We start from the raw sequence: 24,591 nt of genomic DNA, 5'->3' as shown, positions 1-24,591 counted from the left end.
CTCACATCCAGCCGCCGTCGACGATCCACCGCTGCCCGGTGCAGAGGCGGGAGTCGTCTGCGGCGAGCCACAGCACGAGCCTGGCGACATCCGCAGGGACCAGCTTCTCGGGCAGCGCCTGGCTCGCCTCGATCAGCCCCTCCGCCTCGGGCGTGACCCAGTCGCGCAGCTGCCGCTCCGTCATGATCCAGCCGGGGATCACGCAGTTCACGCGGATCCGATCGCGTCCGAGCTCGCGGGCGAGAGTGCGGGTCAGACCCTCGATCCCGGCCTTCGCGGTGACGAATCCCGCGAGGTCCCGCAGGTCGATGTGCGCGCTGATGGATCCCATGGTGATGATCGAGCCGCCCCCGGCACGGCGCATGAACGGCGCGACGGCCTGGGTCGCGAAGAAGTGGTGGCGCACGTTGACGTCGATCTGCTCGTCCCACCGCGCGACGTCGACCTCGTCGAAGCGGATGCGGTCGTCCCGCGCGGCGTTGTTGACCAGGATGTCGATCGTGCCGAGCTCTTCCGCCACCTGCTGCACCACCCCCTGGAGCGCGGCGATGTCGCGCACGTCGCACCGGATGAAGCGGGCGTCCCCAGGGCTGGAATCGCCGGCATCCAGATCCAGGAACGCGACCTCGGCTCCCTGCTCGATCAGCTGATGGACGATCTCGCCCCGCCAAGGAGCTCTTCTCCCGCCTGGAAGTGCCGGTGGTGATGATCGACCCGCTGGGCGTCGACACCGAGTCGTTCCCGAACGTGTCGGCAACGGACTGGGATGCCGGCAGGGACGCCACCGAGCATTTGCTGTCACTGGGCCACCGCCGGATAGGGTTCGTCACCGGACCGATCGACCAGGCGTGCCACCAGGACCGTCTCGACGGATACTTCTCCGCTCTGGGCCGTGCGGGCATCCAGCAAGATCCCGACTTGGTCCGGGTCGGCGACTCTCTCGTCGACGGCGGCGTCGCGCGCGGCGGCGAGCTGCTCGACCTCGACGCGTCGCCGACCGCCATCATCAGCGGATCGGACGAGCAGGCCTACGGCGTCTACCAGGCCGCGCGGGCCCGGGGCCTCAGTATCCCCCACGACCTCTCGGTCGTCGGATTCGACGACGTGGAGCTGTGCCAGTGGGTGACCCCGCAGCTCACCACGATGCGGCAGCCGCTCGAGGGCATGGCGACAGAGGCGACGCGTATGGCGATCGCGATCTCGCGCGGACACGGCGTCGCCAACTCGCGCGTCCAGCTCGCATCAGAGCTCGTCGTCCGCGAATCGACTGCGCCGCCCCGGAAATGACATGGAGGTTGGCGGCAGATCGGCCGTCCGGGCCGGAATCAGCTGCCGGACGGAGAGGTCGCGTCGGAGGCAGCGGACGGCGGCATGATCGCCGCGAGACGACGCACGAAGTCCAGTGCCCCGGCTGCGCCGGCCACGCGGTCCATAGCCGCGTCCCCCACTCCAGGGAGCGTGGTCGAAAAGGACGTGCTCAGCAAGAAAAGCCCTGACCACGGCCGCGCCCACATCCGGGAACGAACGGGACGGATCCAAAAGGAATGGGCCAGATCGAGCCCGGTCTTTGGGTCCGACGGGCGCACGCTGTCCGGGCGTCCTGCCCTCTGAGGGGTCGCTCTCGCCGGCGCCGCGTACGTCATCCAGCGTCGCTGTCTCGCTGCGTGGCCGATACGTCGCGATCCGATGCGCGGGCTGATTCGAGTCCGTCGAGGATGAGGCCAAGGCCGAACGAGAACTCGTTCCCGTAGGCGTAGCCCGGTTGGAGGATGAGTGCACCGGCCATCTCGGCGAGATGCGGGTACGCGTTCGACATCATGGGCTGCTGCTCCAGGATGCTCTCGGTCGCTGCCTCGATGCTGCCGCCCGGGTCGAGCGGGAGTGAGACCTCTTGCATCGCGAATCCCCGCACATAACTGTCCAGCACCGAGAGCACGTGGGCGGCCATCGCGATCGAGAACCCGGCCTCACGGAGGAAGGCAATGGCGTCCTCGAGATACCGCAGTGTGGCGGCACCTGGGGTGGTGCGTGAATCGATGATCGGTATCGCCCATGGGTGCCGCACGAGCACTTCTCGAGTCGATGCCGCTCGCTTGGCCAACGCCGCCTTCCACTCTTCGCCCGGGGAGGGGCGCCCCATCTCGCCGAACACGACGTCGGCCATCCCATCGAGAAGATCGCCCTTGTTCCTCACGTGGTAGTACAGCGAAGCGGCCTCGATCTGGAGGTCGGCGGCCAGTTTGCGCATACTCAGCGACTCGAGCCCACCGCGGTCGGCGAGAGCGATCGCAGCCTGCAGAATCCGGTCGCGAGTGACCGGCGCGCGCCCCGACACGCTCACCGTTGCCGGCCTGACTTCCTCCGCGATGCTCATTCCTGGGGACCCCTTTCGCGCTACGCATTGACTCCATCTAACAGTGTATGGTAAACCTTGCTTAGAACCTAACACTGTTAGGTAAAGGAAGAAGCGAATCATGTCGGCGAGCACTGCAACCACCACTCGTGATTGGACGACCTCCCGGATGCCGGACATGACCGCGAAGACGGTCGTAGTGACGGGCGCGAACAGCGGCATCGGGCTCGAGGCCGCTCGTGTCTTCGCCGCGAAGGGTGCCCATGTGGTGCTCGCGGTGCGCGACGAGGTCAGAGGCCGACTGGCGGCAACTGCCATCGGCGGGTCGACCGAGGTGCGGCGCCTGGATCTCGCCGATCTGACGTCGGTGCGCTCGTTTGCCGCCCAGTGGAGCGAAGACATCGATGTGCTGGTGAACAATGCCGGCATCCTGGTGCCGCCGTTCGCGCTGACCGTCGACGGGTTCGAGCTTCAGTTCGGCACTAACCATCTCGGACACTTTGTGCTCACGAATCTGCTGCTGCCGCAGATCAGCGGGCGCGTCGTGACTGTTGCGAGCAACGCTCATCGCATCGGCGGTCTCGACTTCGACGATCTGAACTGGACAACGCGCCGGTACAGCCGGTCTCGCGCGTACGCGGACTCGAAGCTGGCGAATCTGCTCTTCACCCTCGAGTTGCAGCGCCGGCTGAGCAGCGCCGGGTCTCCGGTGCTGGCGGTGGCCGCGCATCCCGGGTGGGCGGCAACGAATCTCGGCTCAACTTCCTACGGCCCGGTGATGAGCACGGGGACTCGGATGCTGAATCGCATCGTCGCGCAGGATGCTGTGATGGCCGCCACCCCGACGCTGTTTGCGGCAACAGAACGTCTCCCCGGCGGCAGCTACTCGGGCCCGAGCCGCCGCCGCGAGATGTCCGGACCTCCGGCTCTCGCGACACCGGGCGCCAACGCGACCGACCCGATCGCTGCCGCACGGCTCTGGGACAGTTCGGAAGCGCTCACCGACGTCCACTTCCCCTTCCTGAGCCAGCCGTGACCCCCGCAGACCCACCCCGAACCGCAGGAACCGAGCCATGAACGCAATGACAGCGGCAACCAGCCCGCCAAACCAGTCACACACCCAGACCACGATGAAGGCGATCGTCCAGCACTCCTACGGCACCGCCGACGTGCTGAAGCTCGCTGAAATCGACATACCGCGGATCGCCGACACAGAAGTCCTGATCCGGGTTCGCGCGGCATCCGTCAACCACGCCGACTGGGTCTACACCACCGGCACTCCCCTCCTCGCCCGCCTTGCCTTCGGAATGCGAACCCCGAAACTGAAGGTGAGGGGAAAGGACGTCGCAGGTACCGTCGAAGCCGTCGGCGCAGCAGTAACCCAATTCACGCCGGGAGACAACGTCTACGCCGAACTCGAGGCGGGAAGCTTCGCCGAGTTCGCCCCCGCACCCCAAGACAAGGTCGCGCTGATGCCCGCCACCCTCACCTTCGAGCAGGCAGCGACCGTCCCGCTGGCGGGGACGACGGCGCTCCACGGCCTCCGCGACGCCGGGAACCTTCAGCCAGGACAGCAGGTGCTCATCAACGGCGCCTCCGGCGGTGTCGGCACCTTCGCCGTCCAGATCGCCAAGGCACTCGGCGCCGAGGTAGCCGCCGTATGCAGCGCGAAGAACTTCGCGCTCGCCCGATCCCTTGGCGCCGATCATGTGATCGATTACGCCGTCACCGACTTCACCCAAGCCAGCCAGCGCTACGACCTGATCTTCGACAGCATCGGGAACCACCCGTTGCGCCGGCTGCGTCGCGCACTCACCACCCGAGGAACGCTCGTGTTGTCGAGCGGCACCGGCGGACGCGTCCTCGGACCCATGATCCGCATCCTCCGAGCCCTCAGCATGTCTCTGTTCGTCACGCAGAACCTCCGCGTCTCCACCGCGACCGCGGACTCTCGCCCATTGGACGAGCTGACCGAACTGATCGAGTCCGGTCTGGTGACGCCGGCGATAGACCGCACCTACCCGCTTGAACACACCGCGGACGCGATCCGGTATTTCGCTGAGCAGCACGCACGAGCGAAGATCGTGATCAGTGTCCTCGGTAACAACCAAGAGGGATGACTGCGCGACACTCTGGAGCACTCGCTCCGCCCGAACTGCTGTCGAATGACAGGGATCAAACGAGAGACAGCCCGATGAATCCCCTGAGCGACACCACCTCGACCCTGATCGCCGGCGTCCTGCTGATCGCGGTGCCGATCGGCTTCAATGCAGCGTTCGCCGCGCTCGCGGCGAAGTTCGACTACCCGAACATTCTGCGCAAGCCCACCGCGGAGGTGTTGGCAAAATACAGCGCGGGCGGTTCGGCCCTAGTGCTGCTGTGGTGGGGGTTCGCGATGACGGCGGCATTGCTGACGCCGCTCGCGATTTTGGTGTCCGTTTCGCTACGGGGTTCTGAGCCTGCGGTCTTATTCACCGCCGCCGGGGTGGGCGTGGTTGCCAGCGTGGTGCAGTTCCTTGGCCTGATCCGTTGGCCGTTCCTGGTGCCTTACCTGGCACGGGAGTCGGAGAAGCCCGACACCACCCCGGCCCGTCGTGAGGCGATCGACGTCGTCTTCCAGTCCTTCAACCGCTACCTCGGCGTCGCCGTCGGGGAGCACCTCGGGTTCCTGTTCACCGGAGCGTGGACCGCACTGGTCGGTGTCGCGATTATGCAGAGCTCCAACGTCAACGGATGGGTTGGCGTAGCTGGCATCATCATCGGCGTCGCCCTCGCCCTCTGCTCGCTGGAGTTCGTCGGCCCCTTCGAGACGACGGGGTGGAAGCCTGCCGCCGCGGCCACCCCCTTTGTCTACATCATCTGGTCCCTCTGGTTGATCGTCACCGGCATCGCCCTGCTGCTGTGACGCGCGCACGGAGGATGCTCTTAGCAACACGTCCTAGGTCGAGGAGGAGCGGTTCGCGGTTGATCGAGGCGGCGAAGGCGAACCCGACGCATTGTCAGCGTCCGGTATCCGGGGTCACCCCCACCGGCCCTCTGAGACGCGTTGACGGCCATGTGAAACTGCCTGTGGGCGGTCACGAGACCTGCCCGTGGCTGTGGCTGTGGCTGTGGCTGTGGGGAAGCAGGTCAGGCTCCAGCCGGGCACAACGTGACCGCCAATCGATGCAAAATCTTCGCAAACGGTTCGCATGGCGTAGTAAATACCCTTTGATCAGGGCCTTCTCGGCGGAGATGGAGGGATTTGGAACTCGGCCTCCGCTGGGCAACGTTCCCACGTGAAATCTTGTGGGCATTCTGTGGGCACGGATGATTTCCACGTCGGTACGGATCGTCGTCGATCCGCCTCCATCCCGCCGGGGCCGCCCGATGCTCCGGACCTCGCAGCGGAGGCGCTCTACGAGAAAACCCCTGACCACGCCCGTGCCCACATCCGAGAAGGAACGAGACGGAACCAAAAGGAATGGGCCAGATCGAGACCGTCCGAGAAGGACGTCGATCTGGCCCAAAATGGCGGTGACGGTGGGATTTGAACCCACGGTAGGGGGTTACCCTACACAACTTTTCGAGAGTTGCACCTTCGGCCGCTCGGACACGTCACCGCCGACAAGCTTACGACACGCGGGGCGGATGCCGCGAATCGGCGCCGAACCTCGGCTACGACCCCGCCCAGCCCCGGCACGATGGCGTCGGCACCGGCTCACGCGTCGAGGAACGCCTCGTGGTGGTACCCCTCGGGGTCGAGCACGGCGACGGTCGACTCGGGGACCTCGAGGAAGACGCCGGGAAGGTCGTTGAGCGGCTCAGACACGACGACCTGCGCGTGGTCGCCGAAGAGCGAGAGCCGGTCGGCGTCGGGGTACATGGCCCGGATGGTGGGAACGTCGGCCGAGTGGAACAGCGAGCGCGAGCGCCCCTGTGACGAGTACCGGAACGCCCACAGCGTCTCGCCGTCCGACACGGCGAGCGTGCCCTGCATCGGGAATTGCACGCCGGCAGCATGGCCGGCCTCCTCCACGCGACGGATCGCCGCTCCGACGGCGCCGATCGGATCGTCCGCGAGACCGAAGGTCAGCGCGAGATGGAAGAGCACCTCGGTGTCGGTCGTGCCCTGCATCAGCGGGTACAACGACGGGTCCACGGCGAGCGCGAGCTCCCGCTTGATCAGACCGAACTGCGAGATCGCGCCGTTGTGCATGAACAGCCAGTTGTCGTGACGGAACGGGTGGCAGTTCGTCTGCTGGATCGGCGGACCGGCGGCTGCACGCACGTGGGCGAAGAACAGCGGGCTCACGACGGCCCGGCTGATCTCGCGCAGGTTCTGGTCGTTCCACGCCGGCTCGATACTGCGGAAGACGGACGGATGCCGCAGCCCGGCGGCATCCCCATCCGCGACGGGATACCAGCCGAAGCCGAAGCCGTCGCCGTTCACCGTCTCGGCGCCCAGCGGCGAGTTCTGCGCCATCGCGACGACCGAGTGCTGGGCGTCGAGGATGAGGGCGGCCGGTTGCAGCGGCTCCCCCGTGTAGGCCAGCCAGCGGCACATCGCAGCCTCCCGGGTCGTCCGTCGACACCGCGGCGCGGCGCTGCCGCCATCGTAGGGCGGTGCGGTCGCTCCCGATAGCCTCGTGCGACCAGGCGGCCCTCGGTGTCGTCGGCCGGGTCTAGCGTGGGCTGGTGACCGATCATCAGCCTGCCCCCGGCACGTCGGCGCCGGTGAGCCCGATGACCGCCATCCAGCGGTCGGTGCTGTGGATCGCCGTGCTCGGCTCGTTCGTGGCCTTCCTCGACGGCACGATCGTGAACGTCGCGCTCCCTTCGATCAGCGACGAGCTGGGTGGCGGGATCACGACGCAGCAGTGGGTCGTCGACGCCTACCTCATCACGCTCGGCGCTCTCATCCTCGTCGCGGGCTCGGTCAGCGACGCGTACGGGCGCGTGCTCGTGCTCCGCATCGGGCTCATCGGCTTCGGCATCGCCTCGATCGCGATCGCGGCGGCGCCGACGGCCGAGTTCCTCATCGTCGCCCGTGCTCTCCAAGGCGCGGCGGGCGCGTTCCTCGTCCCGAGCTCGCTCGCGCTCATCACGTCGAACTTCACCGGTGCTGCGCAGAGCCGCGCCATCGGCATCTGGACCGCGATGACGACCTCCGCCATGATCGTCGGCCCGCTCATCGGCGGCGTGCTGGTCGACCTGGCGTCGTGGCGGCTCGCGTTCCTGATCAACGTGGTGCCGATCGCCGTGACGCTCGTGCTGCTGGCGCGCGGCGGGTTCCGCGACACCCGGCATCCGGGAGCATCGATCGACTGGATCGGCGCAGCGCTGTGCACCCTCGGCCTCGGCGGAATGGTCTACGCCCTCATCGAGCAGCCCAACCTCGGCTGGGGCTCGCCCGTCATCTGGCTGACGCTGGTGCTCGGCGCCGGGATGTTCGCGGCGTTCATCCTCCGTCAGCGCACCACACGACACCCGATCCTGCCGCTCGACCTGTTCCGGGTGCGCAACTTCTGGACGGGCAATGTCGCGACCGCGTTCATCTACGGGGCGCTCGCGCTCAACGGCCTCGTCGTCGTCGTGTACCTGCAGGAAGGCGCCGGCCTGCCGGCCACTCTCGCGGGACTGGCGAGCCTGCCCATGACGATCCTCATGATCCTGTTCAGCTCCCGCGTCGGGGCGCTCAGCGGCAAGTGGGGTCCGCGGTTCTTCATGACGGTCGGCCCGATCACGATGGGCATCGGCGCACTGCTGCTCCTCACGACGACCACAGAGTTCTCGTACTGGTGGCAGATCCTGCCGAGCATGATCGTGATGGGCGCCGGCCTCGCCCTCACCGTCGCGCCGCTGACCTCGGCGATCCTCGGCGCGATCGAGCCCGAGCGATCGGGCATCGCGTCGGCCGTCAACAACGCCGTCGCGCGCGTCGCCGGACTCATCGCCGTCGCCCTGCTCGCCACCATCGTCGGCGGCAGCCTCGACCTCGACGGCTTCCATCGCGCGGCCATCGTCACCGCGGCGCTCATGATCGCCGGCGGCGTCACGTCGTTCCTCGGCATCCGCAATCCGCAACGCGCGGCGACCGCTCCGCCCGCACTCTGACCACGACGGATGCCGCCACCCGGCGGCGGGAGTGGGCGTGGGCACCGCCCCCTGCAAGACTGGCTCCATGGCCGTCATCGAGAACTCGAAAGTCACCATCGTCGGAGCCGGCAGCGTCGGCTCGAGCGCCGCGTACGCGGCGCTGATCCGCGGGTCCGCGCGCCATGTCGCGCTCTATGACATCGCCACGCAGAAGGTGGAGGCCGAGGTTCTCGACCTCGCGCACGGCACGCAGTTCACCGGATCCAGCGACATCATCGGCGGCAGCGACCTCTCTGTCGTCGAAGGATCGCACGTGGTCGTCATCACGGCGGGCGCGAAGCAGGATCCCGGCCAGACGCGCATCGAGCTCGCGGGAGTGAACGCCCGCATCATGAAGACGATGATGCCGCAGCTGCTCAGCGTCGCGCCCGACGCCATCTACGTCATCGTGACCAACCCGTGCGACGTCCTCACCGTGCTCGCCCAGGAGGACACGGGGCTGCCGTCCGAGCGCATCTTCGCGTCGGGAACGGTGCTCGACACCTCGCGTCTGCGGTGGAAGCTCGCCCAGCGCGCAGGCGTCTCGACGTCGAGCGTGCACGCCTACATCGTCGGCGAGCACGGCGACACCGAGTTCCCGCTGTGGTCGAAGGCGACGATCGGCACCGTGCCGATCCTCGAATGGGTGACCCCCCGCGGCGACCGGCTGACCGTCGAGGAGCTCGACCAGATCGCGATCGACGTGCGCGACGCTGCCTACAAGGTCATCCAGGGCAAGGGAGCGACGAACTACGCGATCGGCCTGTCCAGCGCCCGCATCATCGAGGCGATCCTCAACGACGAGCGCGCGGTCATGCCCGTCTCACCGGTGCTGCGCGACTTCCACGGCGTCGACGGCGTCGCGCTGTCGGTCCCCTCGATCGTCAGCGCGGCCGGTGCAGTGCCTATCCGAGAGACCCAGTTCGACGCCCACGAGCTCGAGCTGTTCCACGCCTCCGCCGATGCGCTGAAGCAGGTCGCCGACTCGCTGCGCTGACCGCACGGATTCGCGTGCGGGCGATCGGCGCGATCGGCGCTGCCGACGCCCGGCCCGCCGCCGACGCATGTCGTGCCCTCGCCGTACGCTGAACCCATGCCCGCTGCCAGACGCCCGACGCAGACCGCACCCTACCGGTGCACCGAGTGCGGCTGGACCACCATCAAGTGGGTCGGGCGCTGCGGCGAGTGCCAGCAGTGGGGAACAGTGGTCGAGACCGCCGAGCAGACCGGCATCCTGCGCTCGATCACCCCGGTCTCGCCGGGTGCCGCGCGGGCGGCGCAGCCGATCACCCGCATCGACACGTCCGATGCACCCCGGCGCACGAGCGGCGTCGGCGAGTTCGACCGCGTCCTCGGCGGCGGACTCGTGCCGGGCGCCGCGATCCTTCTGTCGGGCGAGCCGGGCGTCGGCAAGTCCACGCTGCTGCTCGAAGTCGCAGCGCGGTCGGCGAATGCCGGGCGCCGTGTGCTGTACGCCAGCGCTGAGGAGTCCACGGCGCAGGTGCGCCTGCGTGCCGAGCGCACCGGCGCGCTGCACGACGAGCTGTACCTCGCCAGCGAGACGGACCTCGCGACCATCCTCGGGCACGTCGACGACGTGGCGCCCGACCTGCTGATCGTCGACTCCGTGCAGACGGTGTCGTCGGCGCTGTCCGAGGGCATGGCGGGGCACCCGTCGCAGGTTCGCGAGGTTGCGGCGACCCTGATCCGCGTCGCGAAGGAGCGCGGGCTCCCGACCATCATCGTTGGCCACGTCACCAAGGACGGCTCGATCGCCGGACCGCGCATCCTGGAGCACCTGGTCGATGTGGTGTGCCAGTTCGAGGGCGACCGGCAGACGTCGCTGCGGTTCGTGCGCGCGCTCAAGAACCGCTTCGGCCCGACGGACGAGGTCGGCTGCTTCGACATGACCGGCGCAGGCATCGCCGAGGTCCCCGATCCCAGCGCGCTGTTCCTCGGCCATGGCAGCACCGAGCCCGGCACGTGCGTGTCGATCGCACTCGAAGGGCGTCGCGCGCTCCCGGTCGAGGTGCAGGCGCTGACGATCGACAGCAAGTCGGGCAACCCGCGGCGCATCGTGAACGGTGTCGATGCCGCGCGCGTGGCGACCGTGCTGGCGGTGCTCGAGAAGCGGATGAAGATCAAGACCTCGGATCAAGACGTGTACGTCTCGACGGTCGGCGGGGTGAGATTCGCCGAACCGGCGGCCGACCTCGCCATCGCGCTCGCCGTGGCCAGCGCGGTCGAGGGATGGACGATTCCCCGCCACATCGCCGCGGTCGGCGAGCTGAGCCTGGCCGGCGAGGTGCGGCCTGTCACCCAGGCGACGCAGCGGCGCAGCGAAGGCGCGCGTCTCGGGTATCGGGACGTCATCGACCACCGCTCGGGGTCGCTGGGCGGCGCCGTCAGCGACGTGCGGGCTCGGTCCAAGGGCCGGCCAGGGGAAGACATCCCCGAGTTCTGAGGTTCGGCCGGTCCGCTCAGCGACCCCGAGTCCGGCGTCGACGCGAAGGGTCGGCGTACCCGAGCACGATGGGGATCACCAATCCGGCCGCGCACACGATTCCGACGAGCAGGAATTCCACCCGGCGAGTCTGCCCCGTCGTCCCCGGTGATGCAAACCCATCACCCGGAGAGTCCGACTTCTGTCGCGCGGGTGCCCACCGGCGCATCAGGGGGTTTGGGGCGCCGAATTGTCGCTCGGGGCGCACCGGACGCGCCCCAAACGGGCGCGACGCGCCCCGAACCCGGTGAGGCTCGGCGCCGGACGCGTCAGGCGTCCAGGGCGGCGATGAGGTCGGTGGGCGAGGCCTGCATCGGGTGCGGGCCCGCGATGTCGAAGAAGACCGTGGTGATCTCGTCCTCGTGCGCGGCGAGGAACGCCCGCAGCCACGCCGGCGGCTGGAGCGCGACCCCGGGCGGCAGCGACGCGGGCTTGTGCGCAGCGTCGCTGAACAGCAGCAGGGCGATGTCTCCGGTCTTCGGGTCGCGGTACGTCCACACCTCGCCGACATCGAGCGGGTTGTCGCGATCGCCGGGGCGCATCAGCGGCGCCACCGTCGGGCCGTGGCGCAACGCGAAGGCAACAGCGGCCATATCCTGGGTCTGCAGCGCGTCCGCGAGTTGCGTGTTGCGGAACTCGAGCGTTTCCTTGTGCTTGTTCGCGCGCTTCTTGCCTGCCACCCATCCAGCGTAATCGCCCCGAGGACAGGTGGCGGGGCGGCCGATCAGGCGAGGAAGCCGCGCAGCAGCGCCTCCGAACCGGCGAGATGCTCGAGGATCGCCGCTTCGGCGGCATCCGGTCGTCCTGCGAGGATCGCCGTCACGATGCGCTCGTGCTGCGCGTTGGAGTGCTCGATGTTGCGCGGCAGCAGCGGGAACGTGTCGAGCCACTCGTTGACGCGGGCTCGGTTCTCCGCCGCGAGTGCGACGAGCGACGGGATGCCGGCGAGCTCGGCGATCGAGAGGTGCAGCAGCGTGTCGAGGCGGCGGTAGTCGGATGCCGATGCCTCGGCGACGACCTCGTACCGCGCCCACAGCTCGTCGCGCGCGGCGGCGTCGAGGCTTCGGGCCGCGGCGGCGCGGGCGGCGCCCGCCTCGAGTACGCGACGCAGGCCCAGGACGTCTTCGAGCTCGGCCGCCGTCACGTCGCGAGGATGCGGGGGCTGCGGAAGCGGGTCGGCGACGAACGTGCCGCCGTACCGCCCGCGCCGGCGCACGAGGTAGCCGGTGTCGGCGAGTTCGCGGATCGCCTCACGCACGGTGTCCCGGCTCACCGCGTACAGCACGGCGAGCTCCCGCTCCGACGGCAGCGACTCCCCCGGCGCCACGACGCCGAGCCGGATCGTCTGCACCAGGCGCGCGACGGTGTCTTCGAGCGCGTTGCCCTCGCGCACCGGCCGGTACACGGCCCTGCGCACCTCGTGCAGCGGGGCGTCGGTCACGCGGTCACCGCCCGTCCCCGTTCCGAACTCAGGATCGGAAGGCGCGAAGCGCCGCGACACGCCGTTCGGGGCGCCCGTCGGGCGAAGACATCCTGAGTTCGGTACATCGCGCCAGACCTCACAGGGGCGTGACGTACGCGTTGGTGATGCCGCCGTCGACGACGAACGCGGTGGCGGTGATGAACGACGCGTCGTCCGAGGCGAGGAACGCGACGGCGGCGGCGAGCTCCTCCGGCTCGGCGAAGCGGCCCATCGGCACGTGCACGAGCCGGCGCTGCGCGCGCTCGGGGTCCTTCGCGAACAGCTCCTGCAGCAGCGGCGTGTTCACCGGGCCGGGGCACAGCGCATTCACGCGGATGCCCTGCCGCGCGAACTGCACCCCGAGCTCGCGCGTCATGGCGAGCACGCCGCCCTTCGACGCCGTGTACGAGATCTGCGACGTGGCGGAGCCGAGCAGCGCCACGAACGACGCGGTGTTGATGATCGATCCCGTGCCCGCCGGCACCATGTGGCGCAGTGCCGCGCGCGAGCACAGGTAGACGCTCTTCAGGTTGACGTCCTGCACGCGGTCCCACGCGGGCAGATCGGTGGTCTCGATCGAGTCGTCGTCGGCGGGCGAGATCCCCGCGTTGTTGAACGCGATGTCGATGCGTCCGAACTCCGCCGCGACGCCGTCGAACACCGCGTTGACCTGGGTCTCGTCCGCGACATCCACCGCCCGGAACACGCCGCCGACCTCGTCCGCCGCGACCTCTCCGGTCGCCGGATCGAGGTCGGCGACCACGACGCGCGCACCCTCCGCGGCGAAGCGTCGCGCGGTGGCGAGGCCGATCCCGGAGGCGCCGCCGGTGATGATCGCGACCCGGTCCTTCAATCGCTGGGTCAGGTCCATGCTCTTCCCTCTCAGTCCGTCGCGAAGAAGACGTTCTTGGTCTCGGTGAAGTGCTCCGCGGCGTCGGGGCCGAGCTCACGGCCGAGCCCCGACGCCTTCATGCCGCCGAACGGCGTCCAGTACCGCACCGACGAGTGCGAGTTCACCGACAGCACGCCGCTCTTGACGCCACGCGCGACCCGCACGGCACGGCCGAGGTTCTCGGTCCAGATGGAGCCGGCGAGACCGTAGGCCGTGTCGTTCGCCAGCCGGATCGCGTCGGCCTCGTCGTCGAACGGGAGCACCGCGACGACCGGGCCGAACACCTCTTCGCGCGCGATGCGGTCTTCCGGCTCGGCGAGCACGACGGTCGGCGCGAACCAGAAGCCGTCACCCTCGGGTGCGGAGCCGCGGAAGGCGACGTTCGCCCCGTCGAGGAATCCCGCGACAGTGGAGCGATGGGATGCCGAGATCAGCGGTCCCATCTCGGTGCCCTCGTCTGCGGGGTCGCCGACCCGCCACGCCCGCACCGCCGGCTCGAGCAGCTCGAGGAACCGGTCGTACACCTTCCGCTCGACCAGGATCCTGCTGCGCGCGCAGCAGTCCTGCCCGGCGTTGTCGAACACCGCTCCCGGCGCGGCGGCCGCCGCCTTCTCGAGGTCTGCGTCGGCGAACACGATGTTGGCGCTCTTGCCGCCGAGCTCGAGGGTCACGGGCTTGAGCTCGCGCGCGCAACCGGCGGCGACATCCGTCCCCACCGACGTGGAGCCGGTGAAGACGACCTTGCGCACGTCCGGGTGCGACACGAACCGCTGCCCGACGACCGAGCCGGAGCCGGTGATCACCGTGAACAGCCCGGGCGGAAGGCCCGCCTCGAGCGCGAGCTCACCCAGGCGGATCGCGGTGAGCGGTGTGAGCTCGGCGGGCTTGAGCACGACGGCGTTGCCGGCGGCGAGCGCCGGCGCGAAGCCCCACGACGCGATCGTCATCGGGAAGTTCCAGGGCACGATGATGCCCACGACGCCGTACGGCTCGTGGAACGTCACGTCGAGCCCGCCGGCGACCGGAATCTGCTGACCGCTGAGGCGCTCCGGGGCGCCGGCGTAGAAGTTCAGCACCTGGGCGACGTGCGACGCCTCCCACCGGGCGGAGCCGATCGGGTGCCCCGAGTTCAGCACCTCGAGCTGGGCGAGCTCCTCGACGTGCGCCTCGACGACACGGGCGAAGGCACGAAGCGCGTCGGCTCGGGCCACCGGCGGCAGTGACGCCCACGAACGCTGGGCGGTGACGGCACGCGCGATGGCTGCATCCGTCTGCGCCACATCGGCGCGCGCGATCTCGCGGATCGGCTGTGCGGTCGCCGGGTTGATCACGGTGAACGTCGACGTCATGCGAGGACCCCGTTCGACGGTTGGGCGCGTTTCGTCTCGCTCGCGGTTCCTGAGCTTGACGAAGGGCGCTCGCTCAACGACCGGGAACCCGGCTGGGCGCGTTTCGTCTCGCTCGTTCCTCGCTCGCTCAACGACCGGGAACCCGGCTGGGCGCGTTTCGTCTCGCTCGTTCCTCGCTCGCTCAACGACCGAGGACCCGACTCGGGGTGTTTCGTCTCGCTCGTACCTCGCTCGCTCAACGACCGCGAACCCGTCACGGCATACACCGACGCCTCGGCCACCAGACCGGCGAAGAGGCGGCGGTCCTCGCGGTTCTCCTCGGGGTGCCACTGCACGCCGAGGACGTACCCCTCGCCGTCGGACTCGAACGCCTGCACGAGGCCGTCGTCGGTGCGAGCGGTGGCGATGAGCCCCGCGCCCAGCTGATCGATGCCCTGGTGGTGGTAGCTGTGCACGTCGAGTCCCCCGGGTCCGACGAGCTCCGCGAGACGCGACCCCTCGTCGACGACGACCTCGTTCGTCGCGAACACACCGCCGCCGACGCGGAACCGCTCGGTGCCGAGCGCCTCGGGCAGGTGCTGGTGCAGCGTGCCGCCGCGCGCGACGTTGACGAGCTGGAGCCCGCGGCAGATCGCGAGCACCGGCATGCGGCGCTGCTCGGCCCCGCGGAACAGAGCCAGCTCCCACGCGTCGCGCTCGGGACGCGCCGGGTCGGTGAGCGGATGCCGCTGGGCGCCGTACAGCGACGGGTCGACGTCGAGCCCCCCGGTGAGGATCAGACCGTCGAGGCCCTCGAGCACCGCCGCCGCTGCGGCATCCGGCTCGGGCTGCGGCGGCAGCAGCACCGCGATGCCGCCCGACGCCGTCACCGAGTCGAAGTACTGCTGCGGCAGGAAGGCGGCGCGGACGTCCCACACCCCCTGCTTCGCCTGCTCGAGGTAGGTCGTCAGGCCGATGACCGGCCGGCGCCCTTCGCCACTAGAGCCGTTCGAAACCACGGACCCTCTCCCAATCGGTCACGGCCGCGTCGTAGGCCTCGATCTCGATGCGCGCCTGGTTCAGGTAGTGGTCGACCATGTCGTCGCCGAAGGCGGCGCGGGCGATGGCCGACTCGTCGAACAGCTGCGCGGCCTCGCGCAGCGTCGTCGGCAGGTGGTCGACGCCGGACGTGTACGCGTTGCCCTCGAGCCGGTCGGGCAGCGGGAGCTCATGCTCGATGCCGTGCAGGCCGCCGGCGATGATCGCCGCGATGCCGAGATACGGGTTGACGTCGCCGCCGGGCACCCGGTTCTCCACCCGGAGCGACTGACCCCGGCCGATGACCCGCAGTGCGCATGTGCGGTTGTCGATCCCCCACGCGATGCCGGTGGGGGCGAACGATCCCTTCGCGAACCGCTTGTACGAGTTGATGTTCGGGGCGAACAGCAGCGTGAACTCCCGCAGGGTGGCGAGGATGCCGGCGATCCAGTGCTCCATGAGCGGGCTGAAGCCGTGCTCGCCGTCGCCTGCCATCACGGGATCGCCGGCGACCGACCGCACCGAGAGGTGGATGTGGCAGCTGTTGCCCTCGCGCTCGTTGAACTTCGCCATGAAGGTCAGCGCCTTGCCGTGATGCTCGGCGATGGCCTTCGCACCGTTCTTGTAGATGGCGTGCTGGTCGGCGGTCTCCTGCACCTCGGCGTAGCGGAACGCGATCTCCTGCTGGCCGAGGTTGCACTCGCCCTTGACGCCCTCGGTGTACAGGCCGGCGCCATCCATCGACAGACGGATGTCGCGCAGCAGCGGCTCGAGACGGCCCGAGGCGAGCAGGTCGTAGTCGACGTTGTAGTCGGTCGACGGGGTGAGCCCGCGGTAGCCCTTGGCCCAGGCATCCCGGTACGTGTCGTCGAAGACGATGAACTCCAGCTCGGTGCCCGAGAATGCCACGAGACCGCGGTCGGCGAGCCGGGTGCGCTGGCGGTTCAGGATGTCGCGGGGCGACTGCACGACGGGCTCGCCGTTGTCCCATGTGAGGTCCGCCATGACCAGCGCCGAGCCCGGGAGCCACGGGATACGGCGGAGCGTCGCGACATCGGGTCGCAGCATCATGTCGCCGTACCCGGTCTCCCAGCTCGACATCGCGTAGCCGTCGACGGTGTTCATGTCGACGTCGACCGACAGGAGGTAGTTGCACGCCTCCGCGCCGTGCGGCAGCACCTCCTCCTGGAAGAGGCGCGCCGAGACGCGCTTGCCGACCAGACGCCCCTGCGCATCGGCGAAGGCGACGACGACGGTGTCGATGTCGCCCGCGGCGATTCCGGTGTTCAGCTGCTCGACCGTGAGGTTGCCCGGCATCCGTTCCTCCTCCTGTGTCGACGTGCGACGAGACTCGTGAGCGCGGTCCCCCGAACCGCGTTCACCCGCACACTCTAACCAAAATCCGTTTCAAAGGTAGACACAGCCCACCAATAGGCGTCACAATCGGCGGAAAGCGCGTCCGCGCACCCGAGCGCACCCCCTTCGCTAATCCTTGGAGGACCGATGTCCCAAGCGAGCAGTGCACCACAGCCGGAGTCACCGGCATCCCACACCGGCAGTTCGTCGAAGGTCGCAGGGGCGACCTATAGGCGAGCCGGTCAGGACTATTTCCAGAAGCGCACCCTGAAGCGCTCGGCCGGCGTCTGGGGCCTGTGGGGCCTCGCCGTCGCCGCCGTCATCTCGGGCGACTTCTCGGGATGGAACTTCGGCATCGGCTTCGCCGGCTTCGGCGGCATGCTCATCGCCTTCGCCATCCTCGTCGTCATGTACTACGGCATGATCTTCTCGATCGGCGAGATGGCGGCCGCGATGCCGCACACCGGCGGCGCGTATTCGTTCGCGCGATCCGCGATGGGGCCGTGGGGCGGCCTGGTCACCGGCGCCGCCGAGACGATCGAGTACGTCGCGACGACCGCGGTCATCGTGTACTTCTCCGCGTCCTACGCGGACGCCATCACCAGCGAGCTGCTGAGCTTCTCGATGCCGACGTGGGTGTGGTGGATCATCCTCTACGCGGCTTTCATCGCGCTGAACGCCGCCGGCGCCGCGATCTCGTTCAAGTTCGCGATCGTCGTGTCGATCATCTCGATCGCCATCATCCTGGTGTTCTCGGTGATGGCGCTCTTCTCCGGCCAGTTCAGCTGGGACAAGCTGTTCGACATCGCACCCGATCCCGGCCAGAGCGCCTTCCTGCCGCACGGCGTGATCCCGATCCTGTTCGCCCTGCCGTACGCGATGTGGTTCTTCCTCGGCATCGAGGAGCTGCCGCTCGCGGCGGAGGAGTCGCACAACCCCGAGCGCGACATCCCGCGTGCCGGCTTCATCGCCCGCACGACCCTCATCGTCACCGGCCTGCTCGTGCTGTTCTTGAATACCGGCGTCGTGGGCGCCGAGGCGACCGGCAGCGCGGGCGAGCCGCTGCTCGACGGCTTCCGGGCGATCGTCGGCGACGAGCTGGCGGCCGTGCTCGCCCTGTTCGCCCTCATCGGCCTGCTCGCCTCGCTGCAGGGCATCATGTTCGCCTACGGGCGCAACATGTACTCGCTGTCCCGGGCGGGCTACTACCCTAAGTTCCTGTCGCTCACCGGCAAGCGCGCGACCCCGTGGGTCGCGCTCGTGGTGGGGGCGGTGATCGGCTTCATCGCCCTCGTGCTCGTCGACTCGCTCGGCGGCACCGGCGGTGTCGCGGGCGCCATCGTGCTGAACATCGCGATCTGGGGAGCGGTCATCGCCTACGCGCTGCAGATGACGTCGTACGTGATCCTGCGCCGCAAGTACCCGAACGCGAACCGTCCGTACCGCAGCCCGTGGGGCATCCCGGGTGCCGTCATCGCGGGCGCCGTCTCGGTGCTGATCTTCTTCGGCTTCTTCATCAACGAGCCGGCGCGGCCCGCCATCGTCGCGATCGCCATCGTCTACGTCGTGATCCTCGTCGGATTCGCGGTCTACTTCCGCCACCGTCTCGTGCTCTCTCCCGAAGAGGAGTACGCCCTCTCGGGCGGGAAGCACGGCGACCCGCAGGCGGAGGGGTACGACGCGATGGAGACCGAGGTGTTCGGCGACAAGCCCTAGCGGAGTTCGGCCAGAACCTCACGTGGGGAAGAGGAGCGGGGCGGTCTGGGGGCCGCCCCGCTTCGTCGTTCGCGCTCCTCAGTACAGGAGGAACTGCTTCGGCTCGGTCGACGCGATGCCGCCGATCTCGACCGAGAGGTGGTACGACGCGCCACCGCCGGGTGCCAGCGGGCGGTTGCCGTCGGCACAGGTGCCGACGGCCGAGCGGGTCCGGTCCCACGTGAGAGGAGCGGCGCTCGACACCGTCTGGCCGGCGGCGATCAGCACCACCATGTCGCTTGGCTCGCTCTGGCAGTCGGTCGAGCGCCACCAGACGTCGTCGCCGCTGGTGACCGTGAACGACTGCGCGGTGGTGCCCACGTTGAGAGTGCAGTCGGCGCCGTTGTTGGTGAGGCTGATCGAGAACTGCGGGTTCCGGTCACCCGCGTAGGTGTCGGCGCTCGTCACGGCCTCGACCGTGATCTCGCTCGCGACGCAGGGCAGCGCTGCCGGGGTCGCACCAGGAGTCGGCGTCGCACCTTCGACCACCGCGCCCTCGACGGCGCCGGTCTCGGTGCCGCCGGTGGTCGCCTGCCCGGATGGCACCGGAAGGGATTCGGCCGTGTTCTGCTGCTGCCCGGGGTCGGGCTTGTCCGACGAGTCCGTCGCGGCGACCGCCCACGGCTGGGCGATGAGGAGCCAGACGACGCCCGCGATCACGAGCAGCGCGATCAGCAGCACGACAAGACGCCGTCGACGGTACACCGCCCGAGAGGGGCGACGTCGCGGAGTGGTGCCGGTCATGCTGACAGGTTAACCGCGGCGCCTGTGTTCTCCGGTCGGCGCGCCCCGCATCCGGCGAGCCGGTGCCTGCCGGCGTTGCGAACAGAGTCAGAGGCGCTTCATCATGCGGGTGTTGCCGAGGGTGTTCGGCTTCACGTGCGCCAGGTCGAGGAACTCGGCGACGCCCTCGTCGGGCGAGCGGATGAGCTGGGAGTACACGTCCGGGTCGACGACCTGCTCGCCGATCGGCTCGAAGCCGCGCCGCGTGAAGAATTCCACCTCGAATGTCAGGCAGAACAGCCGAGACAGGCCGAGGGCTCGGGCGTTCTCCTCGAGCGCCTCGACGATCCCCCGGCCCACGCCGTGGTGCAGCCAGCCGTCCGCGACGATCAGCGTGCGGACCTCGCCCAGGTCCTCCCACATGACGTGCAGCGCGCCGCAGCCGATGAGCTCGCCGTCCGCATCCTCGGCGACGAGGAACTGCTGCGTCGCCTCATAGAGGACGACCAGATCCTTGCCGAGCAGGATGCGCCGCTGCACGAACGGCTCGAGGAGCGCCTGGATGCGGCGGACGTCGCGCGTGCGCGCGGGCCTGACCGTGAACTCTGCCACCCGTCCAGCGTAGATGCCCACCCTCGGTCGTTGAGCGAGGGAGCGCCAGCGACCGAGACGAAACGTCGCTGGCCGGGGTGCGGAGCGTTCGTCTCGCTCGTTCCTCGCTCACTCAACGACCGGAATCGCGGTGCACGCCCCACACCCCGGACGACGAAGAGCGGATGCCGCGGCCTGTGGCCGCGGCATCCGCTCTTCGTGAACCAACCGGTCCCTGAGCTTGTCGAAGGGTTACGCGTTCGCCGCGAGGTCGGGCGTGGCGGTGATCTCGCCGTTGTGGACGACGCCCACAGCGACCTTGTCGCCGCGGGGACCGTGCTCGAAAGCGAACTCGCCGTTCTCGACGTCGACCTTCACGTGGTCACCCGCGTCCAGCTCGCCGTGCAGGATCTTCTCCGACAGGCGGTCCTCCACCTCGCGCTGCATGGCGCGACGCAGCGGACGGGCGCCGAGCGCCGGGTCGAACCCGATCTCGATCAGCTTGTCCTTCGCGGCATCCGACAGCTCGATCGTCATGTCGCGGTCGAGCAGCCGCTCGCCGAGGCGCTTGGTGAACAGACCCACGATCTGGCGCAGCTCATCCTTGTCGAGCTGCGGGAAGACGATGATGTCGTCGACGCGGTTCAGGAACTCGGGCTTGAAGTTGCGCTTGAGCTCTTCGTTGACCTTGCCCTTCATCCGCTCGTAGGTGGTGCCGCTGTTGCCCTCGACCTGGAAGCCGACCGGCCCGCCGGCGATCGCCGACGAACCGAGGTTCGTCGTCATGATGATCACCGTGTTCTTGAAGTCGATCACGCGACCCTGACCGTCGGTCAGGCGACCCTCTTCGAGGATCTGCAGGAGCGAGTTGAAGATGTCGGGGTGGGCCTTCTCGATCTCGTCGAAGAGCACGACCGAGAACGGCTTGCGCCGCACCTTCTCGGTGAGCTGGCCGCCCTCTTCGAATCCGACGAATCCGGGAGGGGCTCCGAACAGGCGCGACACGGTGTGCTTCTCACCGAACTCCGACATGTCGAGCGCGATCAGCGCGTGCTCGTCGTCGAAGAGGAACTCGGCGAGCGCCTTGGCGAGCTCGGTCTTTCCGACGCCCGTGGGGCCGGCGAAGATGAACGAGCCCGACGGACGCTTCGGGTCCTTGAGACCCGCGCGCTGACGGCGGATCGTCTTCGACAGAGCGGCGATCGCCTCCTCCTGGCCGATGACGCGCTGGTGCAGCGCCTTCTCCATGAAGACGAGACGGCTCGACTCCTCCTCGGTCAGCTTGAAGACCGGGATGCCGGTGGCCTGGGCGAGCACCTCGGCGATCAGGCCCTCGTCGACGACCGCGTGGGTCGCGACGTCGCCCGAACGCCACTGCTTCTCGAGGCGCAGGCGCTCGGCGAGGAGGGACTTCTCCTCGTCGCGCAGCGACGCGGCCTTCTCGAAGTCCTGCTCCTCGGAGGCGAGCTCCTTGTCTTCGCGCACCTTGGCGATCTTCTCGTCGAACTCGCGCAGCTCGGGCGGGCTGGACAGGATCGACAGTCGCAGGCGGGCGCCGGCCTCGTCGATCAGGTCGATGGCCTTGTCGGGAAGGAAGCGGTCCGAGATGTAGCGGTCGGCGAGGTTCGCCGCCGCGACGATCGCGCCGTCCGTGATCTGCACCTTGTGGTGCGCCTCGTAGCGGTCGCGCAGCCCCTTGAGGATGTTGATCGCGTGGGGCAGGCTCGGCTCGGCGACCTGGATCGGCTGGAAACGGCGCTCGAGCGCGGCATCCTTCTCGAAGTGCTTGCGGTACTCGTCCAGCGTGGTGGCACCGATGGTCTGGAGCTCGCCACGGGCGAGGAGCGGCTTCAGGATCGACGCGGCGTCGATCGCACCCTCGGCGGCGCCCGCACCCACCAGGGTGTGGATCTCGTCGATGAAGACGATGATGTCGCCGCGCGTGCGGATCTCCTTGGTGACCTTCTTCAGGCGCTCCTCGAAGTCACCGCGGTAGCGGGACCCGGCGATGAGCGAGCCGAGGTCGAGCGAGTAGAGCTGCTTGTCCTTGAGCGTCTCGGGCACGTCGCCCTTGACGATCGCCTGCGCGAGGCCCTCGACGACCGCCGTCTTTCCGACACCGGGCTCGCCGATGAGGACGGGGTTGTTCTTGGAGCGGCGCGACAGGATCTGCATGACGCGCTCGATCTCCTTCTCGCGCCCGATCACCGGGTCGAGCTTGTTGTCGCGCGCGGCCTGCGTGAGGTTGCGGCCGAACTGGTCGAGCACCTGCGAGCCGCCCTGGGTGGTGCCCTGGGTCTGCTCGCCCGCGCCGCTGGCGACGCCCGCGGGCTCCTTGCCCTGGTAGCCCGAGAGCAGCTGGATGACCTGCTGGCGCACCTTGTTGAGGTCGGCGCCGAGCTTGACGAGCACCTGCGCGGCGACGCCCTCGCCCTCGCGGATGAGGCCGAGCAGGATGTGCTCGGTGCCGATGTAGTTGTGGCCGAGCTGCAGCGCTTCGCGCAGAGACAGCTCGAGCACCTTCTTGGCGCGCGGCGTGAACGGGATGTGGCCGGTCGGCTGCTGCTGGCCCTGGCCGATGATGTCCTGCACCTGCTCGCGCACGGCGTCGAGCGAGATGCCGAGGCTCTCGAGGGCCTTGGCGGCGACGCCCTCACCCTCGTGGATGAGACCGAGCAGGATGTGCTCGGTGCCGATGTAGTTGTGGTTCAGCATCTTCGCCTCTTCTTGGGCGAGGACGACGACACGACGGGCACGGTCCGTGAATCTCTCGAACATCATTCACTCCTCCAGGGCGATGCGGGTCTGCTGAGCCCACTTCGCCATACATCGAGGGTAACGACGCGGTCGAGAGTGCATGGCCGTGTTCGCCGTGGGCATAGCGCGCCCCTCCCGACATACGAGACGGCAGGATGCCTTGCGCTGAGGCATTCGTGTGGCATATCGTTTCTCGATAACAACGTTTATCGATATGGAGTGGTGATTCCGATGTCCTCGACAACACGCCCTCACGTCTCGCGCGGCGAAGGCTTCAGCCTCGGCCTCATCGCGACGGGCGCGATCAGCGTCGCGGTGGCGGCCCTGGTGGCCGTCGTCCGCGGCGCCTACGCGATCTTCGGAAGCGCCCCGACGGTCCGGATGCCGGTGACCGGCGGCGACATGCCCGATCTCGCCGGCGTCGCGGAGATCTCCGCTGCGGCGTACGCGTCGGCCGACGTCACATTCACCGCGTTGCCCGGTGCGGTGAGCTGGATGCTGTGGCTGGAGCTCGCCCTGCCCGCGCTCGCCACGATCGGCGTCTGCATCGTCGCCTGGTGGCTGGGCGTCTCGCTCATGCGGGCACGCCCGTTCCGCCGCGCGATGTCGACCGCGATCGGCGTGGTCGCCATCCTCGTCATGGTCGGCGGAGTGCTCGGTCAGGTGCTCGGCGCGTTCGGGCGGGCGCTCCTGGTCGAAGACCTCGCCGCGACCTCGCCGGAGGTGACCGACGTCTTCGGCACGTTCATCCTGGAGCTGAATCTCGCACCCGTCGGCTGGGGCTTCGCCCTGGCGCTCGTCGCCGGGTCGTTCGCCATCGGCGCTCGCCTCCAGCGCGAGACGGAAGGCCTGGTGTGATGCCCGAGACGACGACCAAGGAACGCAACGACATCATCTCGACCCTCGTGGTCGCCGGCGTGGTCGCGGCGATCGTCGTCGTGGCGGCGGTGTTCCGGTGGCTCGAGACGTTCAGCCGCGAAGGAGTCTCGGTCCCGGTGCCCTTCGCCGGCGTACCCGCCGACTTCGCGCCGGGAGACGGCCTGCCCGTGACGACGGTGCGGGTGACGGAAGGCGACGTCATCGCCGTGGGCGTCAACGCGCTGTCCACGGTCTCGATCGGCGCGTCGATCATCGTGGGCACGGTCGCATGGCTCGTGGTGATCGCGCTCTTCGGCACCCTGGCGCTGCGGTTCCTCAGAGGACGCTTCTTCGACCCGACCAATCCGCGCCTGCTCGACACCGCAGGCTGGACGATGTTCGCCGGCGCCCTGGCGGTCTACTTCCTCGACACGCTCGGACGCAACGGCGTCCTCGCCGCCGCGGGACTCAGCGAGTTCCAGCCGAGTTCCTGGGCGATCACGGCGTCGTTCATCCCGATCTGGATCGCCGCGACGGTGCTCGGCCTGATCTCGCTCGCGTTCCGCCGCGGCATCCGCATGCAGCGCGACACGGATGGACTCGTATGAGTCCCGCCGAGGACGAGGGGCCCTCCGGGGTCCATTGCCGGCTCGACGAGCTCCTGCTCGAGCGCGGCATGACGCTCACGCGCCTGTCGGAGCTGGTCGGCGTATCGGTGGTGAACCTGTCGATCCTCAAGAACGACCGGGCCCGCGCCATCCGCTACTCGACGCTGTCGGCGATCTGCCGGGCCCTCGACTGCGAGATCGGCGACCTGCTCGTGCGCGCCGACTGAGGGATCCCGGATGCCGCGGCCCG

General features: G+C 68.8%; 23 protein-coding genes and 1 tRNA gene. 11 read left to right on the top strand and 13 right to left on the bottom strand.

What is annotated here, in order from left to right:
- Position 1: 1 nt before the first annotated feature.
- A complete protein-coding gene (locus MRBLMI12_RS11225) occupies positions 2 to 802 on the bottom strand; it encodes an SDR family NAD(P)-dependent oxidoreductase (protein ID WP_363356552.1) in 801 nt (266 codons plus the stop codon).
- On the opposite strand from MRBLMI12_RS11225, the gene MRBLMI12_RS11220 reads away from it, so the two are divergent.
- Positions 700 to 1,287, top strand: a complete 588-nt coding sequence (locus MRBLMI12_RS11220) for a substrate-binding domain-containing protein (RefSeq protein ID WP_363356551.1) — start codon at positions 700 to 702, stop codon at positions 1,285 to 1,287. The two genes, MRBLMI12_RS11225 and MRBLMI12_RS11220, sit on opposite strands and share 103 nt — an antisense overlap.
- Before the next feature lie 352 nt (positions 1,288 to 1,639).
- On the opposite strand, the gene MRBLMI12_RS11215 is transcribed toward MRBLMI12_RS11220, so the two are convergent.
- Complete coding sequence (locus MRBLMI12_RS11215) at positions 1,640 to 2,374, bottom strand: TetR/AcrR family transcriptional regulator (protein ID WP_363356550.1); 735 nt, start codon at positions 2,372 to 2,374, stop codon at positions 1,640 to 1,642.
- 100 nt (positions 2,375 to 2,474) lie between these two features.
- Here MRBLMI12_RS11215 and MRBLMI12_RS11210 point away from each other — a divergent pair, with 100 nt between their 5' ends.
- The 3 genes from MRBLMI12_RS11210 (at position 2,475) to MRBLMI12_RS11200 (ending at position 5,258) form a co-directional block, all read left to right on the top strand.
- A complete protein-coding gene (locus MRBLMI12_RS11210; protein WP_363356549.1) occupies positions 2,475 to 3,389 on the top strand; it encodes an oxidoreductase in 915 nt (304 codons plus the stop codon).
- A gap of 46 nt (positions 3,390 to 3,435) precedes the next feature.
- Entirely contained in the window at positions 3,436 to 4,473 is a 1,038-nt protein-coding gene (locus MRBLMI12_RS11205; RefSeq protein WP_363356548.1) for an NAD(P)-dependent alcohol dehydrogenase, read from the top strand.
- A 74-nt stretch (positions 4,474 to 4,547) separates the two neighbouring features.
- The gene (locus MRBLMI12_RS11200; protein WP_363356547.1) at positions 4,548 to 5,258 is read left to right on the top strand and encodes a DUF4386 domain-containing protein; all 711 of its coding nucleotides are present in this window, start codon (positions 4,548 to 4,550) and stop codon (positions 5,256 to 5,258) included.
- Between the two features lie 606 nt (positions 5,259 to 5,864).
- On the opposite strand, the gene MRBLMI12_RS11195 is transcribed toward MRBLMI12_RS11200, so the two are convergent.
- Together MRBLMI12_RS11195 and MRBLMI12_RS11190 are read right to left on the bottom strand one after the other, a co-directional pair.
- Positions 5,865 to 5,955, bottom strand: a tRNA-Ser gene (locus MRBLMI12_RS11195).
- Between the two features lie 98 nt (positions 5,956 to 6,053).
- Positions 6,054 to 6,899 (bottom strand): class II glutamine amidotransferase, encoded by an 846-nt coding sequence (locus MRBLMI12_RS11190; RefSeq protein WP_363356546.1) that lies wholly within the window; start codon positions 6,897 to 6,899, stop codon positions 6,054 to 6,056.
- Positions 6,900 to 7,078: 179 nt separating this feature from the next.
- Between MRBLMI12_RS11190 and MRBLMI12_RS11185 the strand changes: the two genes are divergently transcribed.
- The 3 genes from MRBLMI12_RS11185 to radA all read left to right on the top strand — a co-directional run bounded on the left by MRBLMI12_RS11185 (position 7,079) and on the right by radA (position 10,934).
- Complete coding sequence (locus MRBLMI12_RS11185; RefSeq protein ID WP_363357047.1) at positions 7,079 to 8,449, top strand: MFS transporter; 1,371 nt, start codon at positions 7,079 to 7,081, stop codon at positions 8,447 to 8,449.
- A gap of 67 nt (positions 8,450 to 8,516) precedes the next feature.
- A complete protein-coding gene (locus MRBLMI12_RS11180) occupies positions 8,517 to 9,467 on the top strand; it encodes an L-lactate dehydrogenase (protein ID WP_349426044.1) in 951 nt (316 codons plus the stop codon).
- A 96-nt stretch (positions 9,468 to 9,563) separates the two neighbouring features.
- Positions 9,564 to 10,934, top strand: a complete 1,371-nt coding sequence (gene radA, locus MRBLMI12_RS11175; RefSeq protein WP_363356545.1) for a DNA repair protein RadA — start codon at positions 9,564 to 9,566, stop codon at positions 10,932 to 10,934.
- A 308-nt stretch (positions 10,935 to 11,242) separates the two neighbouring features.
- On the opposite strand, the gene MRBLMI12_RS11170 is transcribed toward radA, so the two are convergent.
- From MRBLMI12_RS11170 to MRBLMI12_RS11145, 6 genes are all read right to left on the bottom strand, one after another.
- Positions 11,243 to 11,653 (bottom strand): dehydrogenase, encoded by a 411-nt coding sequence (locus tag MRBLMI12_RS11170; protein ID WP_363356544.1) that lies wholly within the window; start codon positions 11,651 to 11,653, stop codon positions 11,243 to 11,245.
- Between the two features lie 44 nt (positions 11,654 to 11,697).
- A complete protein-coding gene (locus tag MRBLMI12_RS11165) occupies positions 11,698 to 12,414 on the bottom strand; it encodes a FadR/GntR family transcriptional regulator (protein ID WP_363356543.1) in 717 nt (238 codons plus the stop codon).
- Between the two features lie 118 nt (positions 12,415 to 12,532).
- Positions 12,533 to 13,306, bottom strand: coding sequence for a 3-oxoacyl-ACP reductase (locus tag MRBLMI12_RS11160; protein ID WP_363356542.1), 774 nt, complete (start codon positions 13,304 to 13,306; stop codon positions 12,533 to 12,535).
- Positions 13,307 to 13,317: 11 nt separating this feature from the next.
- Positions 13,318 to 14,676, bottom strand: a complete 1,359-nt coding sequence (locus tag MRBLMI12_RS11155; protein ID WP_363356541.1) for an aldehyde dehydrogenase family protein — start codon at positions 14,674 to 14,676, stop codon at positions 13,318 to 13,320.
- Complete coding sequence (locus tag MRBLMI12_RS11150; protein ID WP_414686218.1) at positions 14,673 to 15,674, bottom strand: gamma-glutamyl-gamma-aminobutyrate hydrolase family protein; 1,002 nt, start codon at positions 15,672 to 15,674, stop codon at positions 14,673 to 14,675. Before MRBLMI12_RS11150 ends, MRBLMI12_RS11155 begins: the two co-directional genes overlap by 4 nt.
- Positions 15,655 to 17,010: a glutamine synthetase family protein gene (locus tag MRBLMI12_RS11145; RefSeq protein ID WP_363356540.1), complete on the bottom strand. Its 1,356-nt coding sequence runs from the start codon at positions 17,008 to 17,010 to the stop codon at positions 15,655 to 15,657. Before MRBLMI12_RS11145 ends, MRBLMI12_RS11150 begins: the two co-directional genes overlap by 20 nt.
- 186 nt (positions 17,011 to 17,196) lie before the next feature.
- Between MRBLMI12_RS11145 and MRBLMI12_RS11140 the strand changes: the two genes are divergently transcribed.
- Positions 17,197 to 18,765, top strand: coding sequence for an amino acid permease (locus MRBLMI12_RS11140; protein ID WP_363356539.1), 1,569 nt, complete (start codon positions 17,197 to 17,199; stop codon positions 18,763 to 18,765).
- 78 nt (positions 18,766 to 18,843) lie between these two features.
- Here the strand turns inward: MRBLMI12_RS11140 and MRBLMI12_RS11135 are convergent, their stop codons facing one another.
- The 3 genes from MRBLMI12_RS11135 to MRBLMI12_RS11125 all read right to left on the bottom strand — a co-directional run bounded on the left by MRBLMI12_RS11135 (position 18,844) and on the right by MRBLMI12_RS11125 (position 22,896).
- Positions 18,844 to 19,548, bottom strand: a complete 705-nt coding sequence (locus MRBLMI12_RS11135) for a hypothetical protein (protein WP_363356538.1) — start codon at positions 19,546 to 19,548, stop codon at positions 18,844 to 18,846.
- Between the two features lie 87 nt (positions 19,549 to 19,635).
- Positions 19,636 to 20,139, bottom strand: coding sequence for an amino-acid N-acetyltransferase (locus MRBLMI12_RS11130; protein ID WP_363356537.1), 504 nt, complete (start codon positions 20,137 to 20,139; stop codon positions 19,636 to 19,638).
- Positions 20,140 to 20,370: 231 nt separating this feature from the next.
- Positions 20,371 to 22,896: an ATP-dependent Clp protease ATP-binding subunit gene (locus MRBLMI12_RS11125; protein WP_349426032.1), complete on the bottom strand. Its 2,526-nt coding sequence runs from the start codon at positions 22,894 to 22,896 to the stop codon at positions 20,371 to 20,373.
- A gap of 210 nt (positions 22,897 to 23,106) precedes the next feature.
- On the opposite strand from MRBLMI12_RS11125, the gene MRBLMI12_RS11120 reads away from it, so the two are divergent.
- The 3 genes from MRBLMI12_RS11120 to MRBLMI12_RS11110 are packed head-to-tail and all read left to right on the top strand — an operon-like array spanning position 23,107 to position 24,568.
- Entirely contained in the window at positions 23,107 to 23,733 is a 627-nt protein-coding gene (locus MRBLMI12_RS11120; RefSeq protein WP_363356536.1) for a hypothetical protein, read from the top strand.
- Positions 23,733 to 24,341 carry a hypothetical protein gene (locus MRBLMI12_RS11115; RefSeq protein WP_363356534.1) on the top strand — a complete coding sequence of 203 codons (609 nt, stop codon included), beginning with the start codon at positions 23,733 to 23,735 and terminating at the stop codon, positions 24,339 to 24,341. Before MRBLMI12_RS11120 ends, MRBLMI12_RS11115 begins: the two co-directional genes overlap by 1 nt.
- Complete coding sequence (locus MRBLMI12_RS11110) at positions 24,338 to 24,568, top strand: helix-turn-helix domain-containing protein (protein WP_363356533.1); 231 nt, start codon at positions 24,338 to 24,340, stop codon at positions 24,566 to 24,568. The genes MRBLMI12_RS11115 and MRBLMI12_RS11110 overlap by 4 nt, the downstream gene beginning before the upstream one ends.
- Positions 24,569 to 24,591 lie beyond the last annotated feature (23 nt).

The organism is Microbacterium sp. LMI12-1-1.1 (assembly GCF_040676455.1).
GTDB lineage: Bacteria > Actinomycetota > Actinomycetes > Actinomycetales > Microbacteriaceae > Microbacterium.
This window is presented reverse-complemented; position numbering and strand designations above follow the sequence as displayed.

Bases quoted from the DNA above. Each gene is read 5' to 3' on its own strand.
- MRBLMI12_RS11160 (WP_363356542.1), bottom strand. From the start codon at position 13,306: ATGGACCTGACCCAGCGATTGAAGGACCGGGTCGCGATCATCACCGGC.
- MRBLMI12_RS11120 (WP_363356536.1), top strand. From the start codon at position 23,107: ATGTCCTCGACAACACGCCCTCACGTCTCGCGCGGCGAAGGCTTCAGC.
- MRBLMI12_RS11115 (WP_363356534.1), top strand. From the start codon at position 23,733: ATGCCCGAGACGACGACCAAGGAACGCAACGACATCATCTCGACCCTC.
- MRBLMI12_RS11125 (WP_349426032.1), bottom strand. From the start codon at position 22,896: ATGTTCGAGAGATTCACGGACCGTGCCCGTCGTGTCGTCGTCCTCGCC.
- radA (WP_363356545.1), top strand. From the start codon at position 9,564: ATGCCCGCTGCCAGACGCCCGACGCAGACCGCACCCTACCGGTGCACC.
- MRBLMI12_RS11180 (WP_349426044.1), top strand. From the start codon at position 8,517: ATGGCCGTCATCGAGAACTCGAAAGTCACCATCGTCGGAGCCGGCAGC.
- MRBLMI12_RS11210 (WP_363356549.1), top strand. From the start codon at position 2,475: ATGTCGGCGAGCACTGCAACCACCACTCGTGATTGGACGACCTCCCGG.
- MRBLMI12_RS11205 (WP_363356548.1), top strand. From the start codon at position 3,436: ATGACAGCGGCAACCAGCCCGCCAAACCAGTCACACACCCAGACCACG.
- MRBLMI12_RS11200 (WP_363356547.1), top strand. From the start codon at position 4,548: ATGAATCCCCTGAGCGACACCACCTCGACCCTGATCGCCGGCGTCCTG.
- MRBLMI12_RS11190 (WP_363356546.1), bottom strand. From the start codon at position 6,899: ATGTGCCGCTGGCTGGCCTACACGGGGGAGCCGCTGCAACCGGCCGCC.
- MRBLMI12_RS11145 (WP_363356540.1), bottom strand. From the start codon at position 17,010: ATGCCGGGCAACCTCACGGTCGAGCAGCTGAACACCGGAATCGCCGCG.
- MRBLMI12_RS11155 (WP_363356541.1), bottom strand. From the start codon at position 14,676: ATGACGTCGACGTTCACCGTGATCAACCCGGCGACCGCACAGCCGATC.
- MRBLMI12_RS11135 (WP_363356538.1), bottom strand. From the start codon at position 19,548: ATGACCGGCACCACTCCGCGACGTCGCCCCTCTCGGGCGGTGTACCGT.
- MRBLMI12_RS11215 (WP_363356550.1), bottom strand. From the start codon at position 2,374: ATGAGCATCGCGGAGGAAGTCAGGCCGGCAACGGTGAGCGTGTCGGGG.
- MRBLMI12_RS11185 (WP_363357047.1), top strand. From the start codon at position 7,079: ATGACCGCCATCCAGCGGTCGGTGCTGTGGATCGCCGTGCTCGGCTCG.
- MRBLMI12_RS11140 (WP_363356539.1), top strand. From the start codon at position 17,197: ATGTCCCAAGCGAGCAGTGCACCACAGCCGGAGTCACCGGCATCCCAC.
- MRBLMI12_RS11110 (WP_363356533.1), top strand. From the start codon at position 24,338: ATGAGTCCCGCCGAGGACGAGGGGCCCTCCGGGGTCCATTGCCGGCTC.